Consider the following 15,709-nt stretch of genomic DNA (forward strand, 5'->3'; position numbering starts at 1 on the left):
TCATGAATCCCAAGGAAAATTATCTGCATGAGTTCTTCCGGATCTTCTTCGCCAACAAGCAGTGGGTGAAGCGTGTCTTCCTGGTTTTCGCCGTGATTGCCCTGGTGCTGCCGCTGATGCTCAAGCAGAGCTTCGATATCACCGCCCAGGTGATCGTGCAGTCGAAGAAAATCTCCCAGGGCGACGCGACCACGTCGCTGAACCAGGAAAACGCCACGTTCATTCCACCGTCCCTGGCGGACATGGAAACCGAAAGCAATATCCTGCGTTCGCCGGCCTTGATCCGGCAGACCATCAGCACCTTGCGCGACCAGGGCGAATACACCCCCAGCCCCGGCATCTTCAACAAATGGGTGAGCGATCCGTTCAAGCGCTACGTCACCACGCCACTGCGCGCGTACGTGATCAATCCGCTGCGTGACGCGCTGGGGCTGGAGGTGGATCCGGTGCGCGACACCGTGCTCGATACCCTCACCGACGAGGCCGTCGCCAACCTCAAGATCGAGACCCTGCCGGGCTCCAACGTCATCTCCATCATCTACAGCTTCGGCGATCCGGCCCAGGGCACGCGATTCGTCGCACAGCTGCTGCAGAACTACCTCTCGAGCCGCCAGGACCTGCAATCGATCGAGCTGCCGCAAACCTTCTACGAGCAAAAGAAAAGCCAGTACCAGCATCGCCTCGATGGGCTGGAAGGCACGCGCCTGGCCTTGCTCGAAGGGGTTGGCTCGGCGGATCCGAAGGAGGAAATCACTTTCCGCCTGAACGCCATCAACACCGAGGAACAAGCCCTGAACCTGTTCCAGGATCGCCTGCTGCAAAGCCAACGCTGGCTCGACTACCTCAAGACCAGCCTGGCATCGGCGAACAGCTCGCGGTTCAACGACTACACCTTCCCGTTCACCTTCACCACCACCGTGGACAACATCGCCTTCGAAGACCGGGAAATCAAACAGCTGGGCGAGCAACTGACCGGGCAAGTCAGCCGCTACATGAACGACCTGGCGATCTTCCAACCTGGCAGCGAACCGATGCTGCTGGCCCGGGACCAGATCGTGCGCACCCGCCAGCAATTCCTGAAGGTGGTGAACAACCGGATCCAGGAACGCACCACCGACCTGGCCGTGGTCACCTCGGTGATCAACCAGAAGCTCGAGCGCATCGCCGCGTTCAAGGAGCGGATCCACCAATTGCAGGAAACCCAGAGCAAACTGCGGCAGATGGACACCGAGATCGACGCGCTGCATGCGGCGTTCTCCACCTATGCCCAACGCTTCGCCGAAGCCAGCACTGCCCGCTCGCTGGACAGCGACCTGTCCAACGCCCGGGTCCTGAGCCCGCCCTTCGAACCGACCGCCCCGGCGTTCCCCAAGCCGATGCTGATCGTTGCGTTCGGCCTGTTCAGCGGCCTGTTGCTGGCGATTGCCCTGGTCTACGTGCGTGAGTTCTTCGACCATCGCTTCAAGCATCCGGCACAGATCAGCCAGCAACTGGACGTACCGGTGCTGCTGGTGATCAACGAGCAGTCCCCCGACCAGGTCAACCCGCACCGCAACTGGAGCCTGCCCAGCCTGGTCCATTGGGTGCGCAATTGAACGCGCCGTTTGGCCCGGCCCGCCACGAAAGCCCCCTGTCGATCATTCACCTGCTCGACAGCGGCGGCTTCTACGGCGCCGAGCGGATGTTGCTCGATCATTGCCTGGCCACGCCCGGACAGCACCAGGTGCTGTTCCTGGCGGCGCCGCCAACCTTGATCACGCGCTTTCGCCAGGCCGGCGTCGACTGCCGTCACTGCGCCACTTGGGCCGAGCTGGTGCAGCACCTGCGCCAGCGCCGCGACGAACGTCCGCTGATCAACACCCACAACTTCAAGGGCCTGTTGTTCGGTTGGTCCGCCGCCACGTTGCTGCGCCTGCCACTGGTGATCACCCAGCACGGCTTCACCCCGCGCAGCCCCAAGCAGCGTTTCTATACCTGGTTGAGCTTGCAGCTGTGCCGCACCGGCTCGGTCAAGCGGGTGGTCTGCGTGGCCGAGAGCATCGCCGCCCTGCACCGCCAGGCCAGCGTGCGTGCGGAAAAACTCGACGTGATCCCCAACGGCCTGCCGGCGGTTGCCGCGCCGCCAGCCCATCGGGCCGATGAGCAGCGCTGGCGGGTTGGCTACGTCGGTCGCTTGAGCAGCGAGAAAGGCCCGGACCTGTTCCTCGACGCGATGATCCCCCTATGCCAGCGACACACGTCGCTGCATGCGGTGATGCTCGGCGACGGCCCGGAACGCCAGGCCCTGCTCAAGCGCATCAACGACGCAGGGCTACAGACGCGCATCGAGCTGCCGGGCTACCAGACCGACATGAACGCCTGGTGGAGTCGCCTCGACGCCCTGGTGATCAGCTCGCGCACCGAGGGCACGCCGATGATCCTGCTCGAAGCCATGCAGGCCGGTGTACCAGTGGTGGCGTTCGGCGTCGGCGGCATCCCCGATGTCCTGCAAGACCGGCACAACGGCCTGCTTGCGACACCGGCCGACAGCCAGGCACTGGCCCAGCAGATCGAAACCCTGTTCAGCGAACCGCCCCTGGCGCGGATCCTCGCCGACAACGCCCGGCGCACCCAACAGGACCGCTACGACCTGCGCACGCTGGCCGAGCGCTGGTCACAGCTGTACATCCGCACGGCACAGGAGGCCCGCCCATGATCGTCCCGCTCTCGATCATCAGCCTGCTGGGCCTGGTCTGCCTGGCATTGCTGGCCAGCACTTATCCGTTCCTGGCCCCCGGCGCGGTGCTGGGCCTGGTCGGTGTCGCCGTGCTGTACCGCAAGCCCGGGTGGGGGCTGCTGGGCATCGCCGCCCTGGTGCCGTTCGAAGGCCTATTCAAGGACAACGCGTTCTCCGGCACCAAGTTCTTCGGCCTGGCCCTGGCACTGATCCTGATGTTGCAACTGGCCGTGCACCAACTGCCCGCCACGCGCCTGCGCAGCAACATCTGGCGGCCGCTGCTCGGCTTCCTGGCGTTGTATGGGCTGAGCATGCTGCTGTCGGAAAACATGGACCTGTCCATGACCCATTTTCGCGAACTGAGCGTCGGCTTGATCCTGTTCGGCATCACGCTGCTGATCGGCCGCGAACTGGACCTGGAGATGTTCAGCCGCCTGGTGACGTTGAGCGTGACCACCACCTGCGTGCTCGCGATGTTCTCGGCCAAATACCAGGACCAGGGACGCGCGTCCGGCCTGTTGGAAGACCCGAACGCCTTCGCCCTGCTGATCGCCTTCACCATGCCGCTGACCTTGTTGCTGATCGTACGGGGCCCGTACCTGTTGTACCGGTTGTTCTGGGCTGGCTGTTTCGTCCTGCTGCTGGGCGGCATGACCAAGACCGAGTCACGCTCGGGGCTGGTGGTGCTGCTGCTCAGCCTGATCATCGGCCTGTACCACTACCGTGCGCAGCTGCCGCGGATCCGTCCGCGACACCTGGGGTTCGCGATGCTCGGCCTGGCGCTGATGATCCCGCTGGCGATCGCGGTGATGCCGGCCGGCTATGTGGAACGCATCCAGTCGTTGAGCATCCTCAGCGCCGGCGCCAGTGCCCACAAGGACGAGTCCCTCGGGCGACGCGCTTCGTACATCGTGGTCGGCAGCCAGATGATCCGCGAGAACCCGGTGCTGGGCTCGGGCCCGGGGACCTTCCCCCTGCACTACGCGCCCACCGGTTATGCCAAGGCGTTCTCGGCCAATCGCAAGTTGGGGGACCTGTATCGCCGGGCCCACAACACCTACCTGGAAATCTTCAGCGAGATCGGCATCCCGGGCGGCCTGATGTTCGTCGGCATGCTCGGCCTTGGCCTGTACAACCTGCTGCGCGCCCGTCAACTCTGGCTGCAGCGGCGGGACTGGGCCCAGGCCGACCTGCTGACGCACCTGGGCATGAGCTTCCTGTCACTGACGCTGTTCCTGATGTTCCTCAGCGCACCGAACCACAAGCTGCTGTGGATCATGCTCGCCCTCACCAGCGTGTTGCGCCACGAAGCCGAACAGGCCGGGCCACGGGAGGCTCACCCATGAACCGGATCAGCATTGTCATCCCGATGTACAACGAGGCCCGGCACATTGGTCGCACCCTGCTGGCGGCCCGGGAAGCCGCGCGCCAAGCGCAACTGGAATGCGAGCTGATCGTGGTGGACAACGGCTCCGACGACCACGGCCCGCGCATCGCCAGCGAGCTGGGCGCACGGGTGCTGATCGTGCCCGGCGTGCACATCGGCGCGCTGCGCAATCGCGGCGCGGCGGTGGCCCACGGCAACTGGCTGGCCTTCATCGACGCCGACATCGAGATGCCGGCCAACTGGCTCAAGCTGCTGCTGGAACTCGAAGGCCACCAGGGCGATGTGCTTGGCCTGGATCTGGACACACCGCGCCACGCCCCCTGGTTCGCCGAGGCCTGGCAGCGCCGCAGCCAGCGGCCGGGGACCCATCGCCTGCACCGGGTGCAGTGGCTACCCAGCGCCAACCTGTTGATGCGGCGCAACTGGTTCGCCCAGGTCGGTGGCTTCGACGAAACCCTGCGCACCGGCGAAGACAAGGATTTTTCCTTGCGCCTGCGCCAGGCCGGCGCCCAGTTGTTGCTGGTCAACGAAAGCGTGGCCCTGCACTGGGGCTACGAGGGCAGTTGGCGCGAATGGATGAGCAAGGAGTTGTGGCGCCAGGGCAGCCACCTGCAACTGCTGCGCAGCCACGGCCCGAGCCTGCGGTTATTGCGCTTTCCGGCGTTGTCCGTGGGCGCCTGGGCGCTGGATGCCCTGGCCCTGCTCGCCGCGCTCCAGGGCCAATGGCGCCTGGCCTTGCTGCTGTTGCTGGTCACCGCACTGCCACCGCTGCTGCTCAGCCTGCGCCAGAGCCGGCGTGACCCGCGCCTGACCCTGCAACTGTGGGCCTTGCATGGGGTGCGCCTGCGCCTGACCGGTGCCGCGCTGTTGCTCAACCTTTGTCATTGGAACGTCAGGAGACCCGCCCGTGGCTGAATTCATCTACTGGTTGTGCCTGTTACTGCCGGTGTACGCTTACCTCGGCTACCCCGTGATATTGAGCCTGCTGGCGCCGCTGTTTCCGGTCCGCTACTACGGCAAGGCGTTGCCGATGGACGTCAGCATCGTGATCGCCGCGCACAACGAGGCGCGGCATATCGAAGAAAAGTTGCGCACCCTGCTGGCCCAGGACTACCGGGCCCATTCGCTGCAGATCATCCTGGCCAGCGACGGCTCCACCGACGACACCGTGGCCTGCGCCCGCCAGGTGGCGGACCCGCGCATCACCGTGCTCGACCTGCCCCGCCAGGGCAAGGCCGCCGCCCTCAATACCGGGGTCGCCCATAGCCGCGGTGCGATCCTGGTGTTCACCGATGCCGACAACCAATGGGCCACCGACACCCTCGGCCACTTGCTGGCGCCACTGGGCGATCCGGAAGTCGGCGCTTGTGCCGGGCACATGGAAATCCCCGTGCCCGGCAAGGGCCTGAGCCTGGGCGACAGCCTGTATCGCCACTACGAAGGCTGGCTGCGCCGGGTGGAAAGTCGCACCGGCTGCATGGTCTCGGCCGACGGTGCGCTGTTGGCCCTGCGGCGCGAACTGTTCGAACCGATACCGGCGCAGGTCAACGATGACTTCTTCCTCAGTACCTGCGCACCGGCCGCCGGCAAGAGCATCGTCTACGCGCCGCGGGCCCGGGTGCTCGACCAGGGCGTGGACGAGGCCGACAAGCAATTGCGTCGCCGCCAGCGGGTCACTGTCGGCGGCCTGCAGAGCCTGGCCCAGCGGCGGGCACTGCTCAACCCGCTGCGCCATGGGCTCTACGCCATCGGCTTGATCAGCCACAAGCTGATCCGCCGCCTGGCGCCGGTGTTGCTGCTGCCGTTGTTGCTGAGCAACGCCTGGCTGTGGGACGCACACCCGTTCTATCGCCTGACCCTGCTGGCGCAGGTGCTGGGCTACGGCATGGCGCTGCTCGGGCTGGTGGACTCCCAGCACCGCCTGCCCCGGCCCTTTCGCCTGGCCGCGTTCGTGCTGGTGACGCTGGTGGGCATGAGCATCGGGCTGTGGAAGTTTCTGCGGGGCCAGCGCTACAGCCAATGGAACCCCGAGCAGAACCGCTGAAAAGGAGAATGGCCGATGTCGATCAAACACATTCTCAAGCGCACCGGCGGCTGGCTGTACCTGAACACCGCCCTGGGTCGCGGTCCGTTGCGCGGCGCCGGGGTGATCCTGATGCTGCACCGGGTCCTGAGCAACGACCGCGCCGCCGAACTGCCCCACCGCAACGAACTGTGTGTCGGCCCGGAAGCCTTCGAGCACTTGCTGGTCTGGTTGCAAGAGCATTTCGAATGCGTGCCCTTGATGACCCTGCTGCTGGCCGACCCGGAACACGTGCCCAACCGTCCACGGGTGGCCCTGACCTTCGACGACGGCTGGCGCGACAACGCCATGAACGCCTTTCCCCTGCTGCGCCAATACCAGGTGCCGGCGAGCATTTTCCTGTCCACCGACTTCATCGGCAGCCGTCAACACTTCTGGTGGGAAACCCTCGGCGAAACCCTCTGGGGCAGCCACGGCCAAGTGGCCCGGCACACGTTGATCGAACACTTGCACCAGGCCGGCCGGCCGCTGCCGGTGATGCTCGATGACGTGGACGACGACCGCCGCAGCCTGGCGCTCGCGCACTTTCTGCAAAGCCTCAAGAGCCTCGACCCGCACGTGCTGAGCGACCTCACCGAAGCCTGCCCCCAGGGTACCCAGCCCCAGGCCCTGGACTGGTCCCAGGTGCGCATGCTGGAAGACTCCGGGCTGATCCGTTTCGGCCCCCATGGCGCCAGCCACGCGATCCTCACCGGGCTGGACGACCAGCGCCTGCATGAAGAGCTGTCCCGCAGCCGCATCGCCCTGGAAAACGGCTGCGCCCAACCGCTGCCGGTGTATTGCTACCCCAACGGCAACCACGACGCGCGCGTGCGCCAGCAGGTGGCCGCCCACGGTTATCCGTTTGCCCTGGGCACCGAGACCGGCCTGTACCGCCCCGACGGCGATCCCTTGAACCTGCCGCGCTTCGGCGTCAGCCAGCGCAACGCCCGTCACCCCGAACTGCTCGCCTGGCGAATTCGCCGAGGGACACGCTCATGAGCCGTGGTCATTACATCAAGCATCTGTTTCTGAGCATGGGCACGCGCCTGGCGATGATTGGCCTGCGTTTGCTGCGCAACGTGCTGCTGGCACGGATTCTCGGCCCCAGCGAGCGGGGCCTGTTCGCCTTGCTCAGCACCCTGCCGGACCTCATCAGCGCCGCCACCAGTGGCGGCTTGAACACCGCTGTCGGCTACCAGGCGGCGCAGCAACGGTCGATGGGGCTGTTGCTCAGCCAGGTGTTGGTGTTCGGCTGCCTGCTGGCCGGCTTGTTGACCTTGCTGGTGGTGGCGCTGGTGCGCGAATTCGGCGCCGACCTCGACGTCACCACCCAGTTGGGCCTGCTGGCCTGGCTGCTGTTGCTCGCCGTGCCATTGACCGTGCTCAAGAGTGGCCTGCTGACCCTGCACAACGCGTCCGGTGGCGTCGGCGCCTTCAATGCCTTGCGCCTGATGGAATCCCTGGTGCCGCTGGTGTTGTTCGTGGCGTTGTTCTGGCTGTGGAAAGAGGCGGCCCTGGAAGCGGCGCTCATCAGTTGGCTGGCCGGCCTGAGCCTGGTGGTGCTGGCCGGCTGGGTCTGGCTGCGCCGGGACCAGGACGTCACCCTGCAATGGGATCGCAACGGCCAGAACGAGCTGCTGCGCTACGGTGCCCGCAGTCACCCGGACCTGCTGTTCCAGCAAGTGATATTGCGTTCCGACTACCTGTTCATCGGCGCCCTGCTGGGCAGCACCGCCCTGGGACACTACGCCATGGCCAGCGCCGCCGCCGAACTGCTGCTGATCGTGCCGGAAGCGGTCACTACCCCGCTGATGAAACGCCTGTTGCAACAGGACCGCGACATGCAGCGCCTGACGCCCCTGGCCTTGCGCCTGACCGCCACGGTGATGCTGGGGGCCTGCCTGAGCATGGCCCTGATCGGCGAATGGCTGATCGTCACCTTGTTCGGCGCCGCCTACCGGCCGGCGTATCCGGCCCTGCTGGCGCTGCTGCCGGGGCTGTTCGGGCTGTGCTACGCGAGCATCCTGCGCCTGGACCTGCTGGGAAAGGACCGGCCCGGCGCCGTCTCGCTGTGGATGGGCCTGGGTGCCCTGTTGAACCTGGCGCTGAATGTGCTGCTGATCCCAGGCTACGGCATCGTCGGTGCCGCGGCCGCCTCATCCATCGCCTACCTGGGCGTGACCCTGGCGCTGCTGGCGATGTATTGCCGCCTCAGCGGCGTGGGGTTGTGGCAGACGCTGATCATCCTGCCCAGCGACTTGCTGCCGATGCGCCAGATGCTGACAGGGAAATCGGCATGAGGTTTTCAATGGCCTGGCCGTTCGCTTTCGCGAGCAGGCTCGCTCCCACGAGGACATCATTGCCCCCTGTGGGAGCGAGCCTGCTCGGGAAGGGACCAACCCGGTGCCGGGCATTGGCCGCCTGCCTATGGGCCCTGGCCTTCTCAGCCCAGGGCGGCTCCATGGCCTGGACCGGCATCCGCGATGGCAGCCTGTACTTACAGACCGATCGGCCGGACACGGTGACCGTGCGCTGGGTGCCGGCCTGGCAGGCCAACGCCAACGCCGAGCACATCTACCTGCTGGACGGCCAGGGTCGCCTGGCGGGGCAGCGCCTGATCAAGCCCGACCAGGAACGCGGCGAGCAGCCATGGCCGTTGCTGCCCGGCCCGGCCAGCTACCGGCTGGAAATCCCCGGCTACAGTTTCCGGCGCTACACCCTTGAACACGATGCGCGCACCCAGGCGCTGTTCGCCCCGGCCAAGGTGCATTTCAGCCTGGAGGCCCATGACGGCGACGAGCTGTATTTCAAGGTCGCCGCTGGCGAGCGTGCGGTGCTGGCGGGCAAGTTCCACGGCGGCGTGCACGGCCTGCAAGCCCGGCGCGTGGCCGACGGCAAGCAACTGCAACTGAACCTCAAGCCGTACCGCGCCTATTGGCAGTTCGACCAAGTGGCCCTGCCCGTCGCCGACGTCGAGCAGACCTGGCGCCTGCACCTGCTGGGCAACGGCAAGGCGGCATTCTGGCTGGACGGCACCGCCAACCTGTTCGCCCAGGCGCCGGCGCAACTGCAACCGCTTCGCCAAGACCCGGGGCACGTGCAGCTGACGGTGCATGCCGAAGCGCTGGGCAACACGCCGAGGCTGGGAGTATCCCTGCCCTACGTCATGCCGCCGCCCTCCGCCTACGCGGTCATCGACGCGCTCAAGCCCCAGGCGGCCAGCTACTACAGCATCGTCGACATCACCGCCGCCAACCCCGCCTATGAAGATCGGTTCCGGCGCCTGTACCAGGACCGCTTCGGCATCGACCTGGACATCACCCTGCTCGCCGGCAGCGGACGCAAGGCCGACCTGCAGGCCGACCGGACCAGCAACAACGGCTTGCAGGCGTGGCTCGACGCGACCCGCGCCCTGGGCGGCAAAGGCGTGCACTACCTCGGCTTCGCCGATGAGCCCAACCTCAACTACCCCGACTTCGCCAGCTACCAGGCCTTGTTCGAGAGCATGGCCAGGGAGGCTCGCGCCCTGCCCGCCAACGTCCGTGCCGGCGTGCGCCTCGCGATCCCCGCCAGCTCCCGCTTCACCAACGGTCCGCTGGCCGAGAACGCCGCCGAGAAACGCGGCATCGACTGGGCACGGCGCCTGCTGGCCCGGTACGGCGACCAGGTCGATGCCCTGGCCTGGCACGAATGGATGATCCGCGACCTGCTGGCCACAAGGGTGTACCGCCACAGCGTGCGGCAGGCCGCCGAGCTGGTGGGGCTGGACAACGCCGGCCGGCCACGCAAGGCGCTGCTGCTGGACCAGACCAACATGTCCAGCGGTTCGAGCCTGAGCCCCTACGACCAGGAAACCCACTACGCGGCCCTGTGGTGGACATCCGTGGTGATCAACGCTTCCGCCGATGGCCTGCTCGACATGCTCAACTGGTTCCAGGCCGCCGACGAACCGGAGTACCCCAAGGGCATGGTGCGGGTGCTGGGCGACGGTCGCTTCGAACTCAAGCCGGTGGGCCTGGCCCAGCAATTCATCCAGCAGCACTGGCTCGGCCAGGTGCTGCGCCTGGACAACGACGCCTTTGAGGTGGACGCCCTGGCGATGGCCACCGGCAGACAGCGCAGCCTGCTGGGCGTGAACAAGACCACACGCATGCAGCAGGTCGGCATCGCGGGCGTGCCCTGCCCTGAGGCACAGGCGGCCCTGGTGTACTTCGGCCCGGACAACCGCAGCCGCAACGCGGCGTTCACCTGCGAAGCCGGGCGGATCCACTTCCCCCTGCCCAGCGAAACCCTGTTTGCCCTGGCCTGGACCAGCGCGTCCCTTCCCCCACCCGCCCCCCGTCAGGAGGCACCATGAACGTACTGCAGAAACTTCGCGACCGTATCCAGAAGAAAGGCCTGCGTGCCGTGTTCAAGCAGGTGATACGCCACTTCGTGTTTTCCCATGCGCAGTTGGTGTGGCTGGAGCACGATTTGCGAGTCCCCATTCCGCCGAACAACCTCAAGCCCTACCGGCCGGTGCGCCTGGAATTCATCACCGTCAGCAATGCCGACGCGTTCGCCAAGTATTTCGGCGACCGCATCGAAACCGTGCGCGAACTGGCGGTCGAGGGCTACACCGGCCTGATGTACCTGGACGACCAGGGCGACGCGGTGGGGTTCGCCTGGGGCAGCACCCGCGACTATTACGATCGCCACTTCTATCGCTGCCTGTTCCCGATCGGGCCCGGCGAGTACTTCCAGTTCAACGGGGAGATCGCCCGTGCGTATTGGGGAACCCAGATGTCGGCGGACGTCCAGCAGCAAATGTGGAAGGTCATGGAGGGAAAAGGCTGCACCAAGATGGTCGATGTCTGCGACTTGCAGAACATCCCGGCGATCAAGATGCACATCCGCATGGACTTCAAGGAGCGCGGCCAGATCACCCACGTGTACTGCCTGTTCGGGCGCTGGCGCTTCTCCCGCGATACGTTCTACACCGGTTCGGTGCTGGATCCTTTCCGCAAACCGGGCCGCCCCGCCACCACGGCGGCGGCCGCCTGATGGCAATCCGCTTCGAATGGCAGCGCTCGCTGCTCGCCACGGACTTCCCCGCTACGGCTTACGACCAGCTGCGAACCCGGGTGCCCGACTACACACCGTTCAACAACCTGGCCTGGTTGCAAGCGGCGGAACTGGCGCTGCAACCCGACCAGGAGCTGCACGTACTGTTGGGGTGGCAAGACCAGGTGTTGAGCCTGTGCCTGCCGCTGGTCAGCGCGCGCGAGCGCATCGGCGGGCTGCGGTTTCGGGTGTTGCGTCACCTGGGTTTTCCGTTGGCGGACCGGATCGCGCTGCTGGTCGACGTCGACGCTGACAGCATGGGCCAGGCGCTGATGCAAATCCGCCAGCAACTGCCCCACGCCTTGCTGCAATTGAACGAAGTGGTCGAGGCGGTGGGCGAGCAAAGCGTGCTGAGTGCCTGGATGGCATTGAGCTCCACTGGCGAGCGGCGCTTGAGCTGCCGGGTGCCGGTGCACCTGATCAGCGACAGCGACCGTCAGGAAATCTCCGGCGATCCCCGCTATAAATTACGCAGGGCCCGCAAGCGCATCGCCGCGTGTGGCGCGCAGATCCGCCGGCTCACCCCCAATGCCATCGACATGGGCCTGCTGTTGCAGGAACTCGCCGAGGTCGAGGCGGCCAGTTGGAAGGGTGACGAAGGTGTCGGCATCTTTTCCGACCCGATGCGCCGGCAATGGATGAAACATGCCTTCACGGCCCTCGCCGACCAAGGCCTGGTACGCGTGGTGGTACTGGAGCTGGACGGGCGCTGCATCAGTTACCGCCTGGGCCTGCTGGAACAGGGCCGGCTGTACGACTACAACCTGGCATTCCTGCCGGAGCATGCCGATCTGGGCAGCGGCCGGGTACTGCTGGAGGAGTGGATTCGTTGGGGGCTGGATGACAACTGGCGCTGGATCGATGCGTCCCGGGTCAGCCTGGAAAATTCCAGCCATCAACTGCATGAACGCATGACCGGACAATTGGAACACTTGCGTTGGAGTTTTTATTCATGGCAACCCGGCGGGCTGGTCCTGGGGTTCGCCTTGCGACTATGGAAAAGTCTCAAGCCATGGCTCCGCAAGCGCCCCGCCGGATCATCCCCGACAACCCCTTGCCCCCCTCTTATCAAGCACCAGGAGAATGTGAATGCCTCAACAAGTGATCGTCAACGCTGACGACTTCGGGCTCAGCCTCAGTGAAAACGCGATCATCCTGCGAGCCTTCGAAGCCGGCGTCATCAGCTCCGCCACGGCCATGGCCAACATGCCGGCGTTCGAACAGGCCTGTGCACTGGCACGGCAGCCGCTGCTCAAGGGTCGAATCGGCCTGCACTTCAACCTCAGCCATGGTGCGCCGTTAAGCCAGGCGATCGCCTCACGGCCCGTGTTTTGCGGCGTCAATGGCGAATTCGACCTCAACCTGTCGCGCTACTGCCTGCGCCTGGGCGCAAAAGACCTCGCGGCGGTGCAAGACGAACTCGAGGCGCAATGGCAACGCTGCCTGGATCATGGCCTGCACCCCAGCCACCTCGATTCCCACCAACACGTGCACAACATCTGGCCCATCGGCGAACTGGTGGCCCGTTTCGCCAAACGCCATGGCGTGCCCATCCGCCTGGCCCGCAACCTGGGAGCGAACCTGAACCTGCCCAAGCGCCTCTTCAAGCACCTGCTCAACCGACGCATGCGCACCCTCAGTGGCGCGACGGCCGACTACGTCTGCACCCCGGCCGACCTGCACCACGCGGCCCCGCCCGCCCATGGCATCCTCGAAGTGATCGTCCATCCCCTGGACCTCGACGGGGATTTCGGCGACGCCTACCTGGCGCCCGGCGAATCACTGACCCAAGTGCTGCACAAGCGCCTGGCAGGCGTGCCGAAAGTGCCCTATCGCGGGAAGCGACGACCGCCGATGCGGGTCGAGTATGGGGATGCGCGTTGAGGGGCCGTATTGCCTGGTCACCGATCGAGCTTCTTCTCCACCTGCCCGACCTTTTCCTGGAGCTTCTCGGCGTCCTGCTCCCGGCTCTTGATCGAGGTGGGCGTGATCGCCTTGTCCACCTTGTCGGTGGCCGGGTCCGGCTGGTGGATGTCACGCTCCACCACCGGGACCGGCTCGCCACTGGCGTCCTTCGCCGGCATGCTCCCGGCCTTTTCACTCGCCCGGGCCTGGCCTCTGGAATCCTGAGTCGTCATGGCATCGTCCTCGTTGTTTTTCATGGCTGTCGAGTGTTCGAGTAGGGCGGGACGGGGGAGTTCGATCGGGTTGGGTGGTTACATCATGACAAGCAAACGTTGAAGGACTGATTGCCGGCCAAGTATCCACTTGGATACATTCGCTGAATGAACTATCTTATCCAGCAGACTTCGACCTTCGTCAAATGGCACGCGTCGCTACGTGACTTACGGGCAAGGATCGCAATCGCACGACGTATCGATCGAGTTTCGGCGGGCAACCTGGGTGATTACAAGTCACTGGGCGATGGTGTTTCGGAACTGCGCGTAGACACGGGTGCTGGCTATCGTATTTATTTCACCCAACGCCAGGGGGTGATTATCGTTTTGCTGGCCGGCGGCGATAAATCGTCCCAAAGCGCAGACATCAGGCAGGCAAAGAAAATCGCAAAGGAGGTACAGGTATGAGCCAGGCTCTGATTGCATTCGATCTGGCCACGCTGCTTGACAGTGACGAAGCCATCAGCGAGTACCTTTCCCAAGTACTGGCCGACGGAGATAACGAAGAGTTTCTGCGCGCCATTGGCTACATCGCAAAGGCCAGGGGCATGTCACAGATAGCCAGGGACTCCGGCATGGGCCGTGAAAGCCTTTACAAGGCTTTTGCACCCGGGTCGAAGCCACGCTTCGATACGGTACTCAAGGTGGTCCACGCACTGGGCATCGATTTATGCGCGCGCCCCAACCCATTGCAGGGCCCCACAGGCGCATGAGCGTCGGTCAGCAGCCGTCTGAAATTGCGCCATCCTTGCGGCGAATCTGTTAAAAACGCACCTTGGGTCCTGAGTAGCGAAACCTTTCGATGCGTTCTTTTTTTCTTCCCCGTACCGGGCGACGCTGGCTGGCGATGCTCTGCATGGCAGCGATGGTGGTCGGGCTGCCAGTGGGCTGCGCCGTGTTGCAGCACAAGGAGCGCGAGCTGGTATTCCGGATCGAGCCCGGGACGGCCAGTTGGTTCAGTGGTTTGCCGAGTGGCGTGCAAGAGTTCGATCTCAAGCCGAAACAGTTCAAGGCCGGGGAGAATATCCATGGCTGGTGGTGGCCGGCCGAGCGCAAGAATGCCCCGGCGATCCTGTATCTGCATGGTGTGCGCTGGAACCTGACCGGGCAGCTGTTTCGCATCCAGCAATTGCGGGACCTGGGCTTTTCGGTGCTGGCGATCGATTATCGCGGCTTTGGTAAAAGCCAGGGCGAGCTGCCGTCGGAAGCCAGCGTCTACGAAGACGCCCGGATCGCCTGGGCACGTCTGGAAGCCCTGCAACCCGACCCGGCGCAAAGGCTGATCTATGGGCACTCCCTGGGCGGAGCCGTCGCGGTGGACCTCGCGGCGGAACTGGGCCAGAAAGCGGCACGGAACGGCAGCGTCGCGCCGGCCCGGGGGTTGGTCATCGAATCCACGTTCACCTCCCTGGGCGATGTCGCCACGGCCATGGCGAACACCTCGCTGCCGGTGCGCTGGTTGCTGTCGCAGAAATTCGACTCCATCGACAAGATCCACGAGATCAACATGCCCCTGCTGGTGGTGCATGGCGCCGCCGATCGCTACGTACCGCCGCGTTTCAGCGAGCAACTGTTCAACGCCGCCCAGGAACCCAAGCGCCTGCTCCTGGTGCCTGGCGCCACCCACAACAACAGCATGAGCCTGGCTGGCCGGCAGTATCGCCAGGCCCTGGACGACTTGATGAAACCCCGCCCCACCCCCGTGGCCGGAGCGTCGCAGGTCAATAGCGCCAAGGCCGGCTGACCGAACCCACCGTAGAAGATTCCCCTGTGGGAGCGAGCCTGCTCGCGAAGGCGGTGGGTCAGCTTGAATGGATTCTGGATGTACTGCCGTCATCGCGAGCAAGCTCGCTCCCACAGGGGTTTCGGGTGATTTCAGGATTTGTGTGCGCCACCGACCTTTTGTGGGAGCGAGCCTGCTCGCGAAGGCGGTGGGTCAGCTTGAATGGATTTTGGATGTGCTGCCGTCATCGCGAGCAAGCTCGCTCCCACAGGGGTTTCGGGTGATTTCAGGATTTGTGTGCGCCGCCGACCTTTTGTGGGAGCGAGCCTGCTCGCGAAGGCGGTGGGTCAGCTTGAATAGATTTTGGATGTGCTGCCGTCATCGCGAGCAAGCTCGCTCCCACAGGGGTTTCGGGTGATTTCAGGATTAGTATGCGCCACCAACCTTTTGTGGGAGCGAGCCTGCTCGCGAAGGCGGTGTATCCGTTGATGAGATGTCGGCTGGCCTGACGCTATCGCGAGCAGGCTCGCTCCCACAG

At 65.0% G+C, this 15,709-nt stretch carries 15 protein-coding genes; 14 read left to right on the forward strand and 1 reads right to left on the reverse strand.

Annotated features, from left to right (window positions below):
• The first annotated feature begins 2 nt into the window (after positions 1-2).
• The 11 genes from Q6A48_RS09065 (at position 3) to Q6A48_RS09115 (ending at position 13,155) form a co-directional block, all read left to right on the forward strand.
• Positions 3-1,595 (forward strand): GumC family protein, encoded by a 1,593-nt coding sequence (locus Q6A48_RS09065; RefSeq protein ID WP_304553692.1) that lies wholly within the window; start codon positions 3-5, stop codon positions 1,593-1,595.
• Positions 1,592-2,695 (forward strand): glycosyltransferase family 4 protein, encoded by a 1,104-nt coding sequence (locus tag Q6A48_RS09070; protein WP_304553693.1) that lies wholly within the window; start codon positions 1,592-1,594, stop codon positions 2,693-2,695. The genes Q6A48_RS09065 and Q6A48_RS09070 overlap by 4 nt, the downstream gene beginning before the upstream one ends.
• Positions 2,692-4,062 (forward strand): O-antigen ligase family protein, encoded by a 1,371-nt coding sequence (locus tag Q6A48_RS09075; protein WP_304553694.1) that lies wholly within the window; start codon positions 2,692-2,694, stop codon positions 4,060-4,062. Before Q6A48_RS09070 ends, Q6A48_RS09075 begins: the two co-directional genes overlap by 4 nt.
• Positions 4,059-5,018: a glycosyltransferase gene (locus Q6A48_RS09080; protein WP_304553695.1), complete on the forward strand. Its 960-nt coding sequence runs from the start codon at positions 4,059-4,061 to the stop codon at positions 5,016-5,018. Before Q6A48_RS09075 ends, Q6A48_RS09080 begins: the two co-directional genes overlap by 4 nt.
• Entirely contained in the window at positions 5,011-6,147 is a 1,137-nt protein-coding gene (locus Q6A48_RS09085) for a glycosyltransferase family 2 protein (protein WP_304553696.1), read from the forward strand. The genes Q6A48_RS09080 and Q6A48_RS09085 overlap by 8 nt, the downstream gene beginning before the upstream one ends.
• 15 nt (positions 6,148-6,162) lie before the next feature.
• Positions 6,163-7,167, forward strand: a complete 1,005-nt coding sequence (locus tag Q6A48_RS09090; protein ID WP_304553697.1) for a polysaccharide deacetylase family protein — start codon at positions 6,163-6,165, stop codon at positions 7,165-7,167.
• Positions 7,164-8,468: a lipopolysaccharide biosynthesis protein gene (locus Q6A48_RS09095; RefSeq protein ID WP_304553698.1), complete on the forward strand. Its 1,305-nt coding sequence runs from the start codon at positions 7,164-7,166 to the stop codon at positions 8,466-8,468. The genes Q6A48_RS09090 and Q6A48_RS09095 overlap by 4 nt, the downstream gene beginning before the upstream one ends.
• Positions 8,469-8,629: 161 nt before the next feature.
• A complete protein-coding gene (locus tag Q6A48_RS09100; protein WP_304553807.1) occupies positions 8,630-10,525 on the forward strand; it encodes a hypothetical protein in 1,896 nt (631 codons plus the stop codon).
• On the forward strand, positions 10,522-11,211 hold the full coding sequence (locus tag Q6A48_RS09105; protein ID WP_304553700.1) for a GNAT family N-acetyltransferase: 690 nt from the start codon (positions 10,522-10,524) through the stop codon (positions 11,209-11,211). Before Q6A48_RS09100 ends, Q6A48_RS09105 begins: the two co-directional genes overlap by 4 nt.
• On the forward strand, positions 11,211-12,389 hold the full coding sequence (locus Q6A48_RS09110; RefSeq protein ID WP_304553702.1) for a GNAT family N-acetyltransferase: 1,179 nt from the start codon (positions 11,211-11,213) through the stop codon (positions 12,387-12,389). The genes Q6A48_RS09105 and Q6A48_RS09110 overlap by 1 nt, the downstream gene beginning before the upstream one ends.
• Positions 12,361-13,155 carry a ChbG/HpnK family deacetylase gene (locus Q6A48_RS09115; protein WP_304553705.1) on the forward strand — a complete coding sequence of 265 codons (795 nt, stop codon included), beginning with the start codon at positions 12,361-12,363 and terminating at the stop codon, positions 13,153-13,155. Before Q6A48_RS09110 ends, Q6A48_RS09115 begins: the two co-directional genes overlap by 29 nt.
• A gap of 17 nt (positions 13,156-13,172) precedes the next feature.
• On the opposite strand, the gene Q6A48_RS09120 is transcribed toward Q6A48_RS09115, so the two are convergent.
• Positions 13,173-13,409 (reverse strand): hypothetical protein, encoded by a 237-nt coding sequence (locus Q6A48_RS09120; RefSeq protein ID WP_304553706.1) that lies wholly within the window; start codon positions 13,407-13,409, stop codon positions 13,173-13,175.
• A gap of 147 nt (positions 13,410-13,556) precedes the next feature.
• Here Q6A48_RS09120 and Q6A48_RS09125 point away from each other — a divergent pair, with 147 nt between their 5' ends.
• From Q6A48_RS09125 to Q6A48_RS09135, 3 genes are all read left to right on the forward strand, one after another.
• Entirely contained in the window at positions 13,557-13,856 is a 300-nt protein-coding gene (locus Q6A48_RS09125; protein ID WP_304553708.1) for a type II toxin-antitoxin system RelE/ParE family toxin, read from the forward strand.
• Positions 13,853-14,161, forward strand: coding sequence for an addiction module antidote protein (locus tag Q6A48_RS09130; protein ID WP_304553710.1), 309 nt, complete (start codon positions 13,853-13,855; stop codon positions 14,159-14,161). The genes Q6A48_RS09125 and Q6A48_RS09130 overlap by 4 nt, the downstream gene beginning before the upstream one ends.
• 89 nt (positions 14,162-14,250) lie before the next feature.
• Entirely contained in the window at positions 14,251-15,192 is a 942-nt protein-coding gene (locus tag Q6A48_RS09135; protein WP_304553712.1) for an alpha/beta hydrolase, read from the forward strand.
• Positions 15,193-15,709: the final 517 nt, after the last annotated feature.

The organism is Pseudomonas citrullilanati (assembly GCF_030580855.1).
Lineage (GTDB): Bacteria > Pseudomonadota > Gammaproteobacteria > Pseudomonadales > Pseudomonadaceae > Aquipseudomonas > Aquipseudomonas citrulli.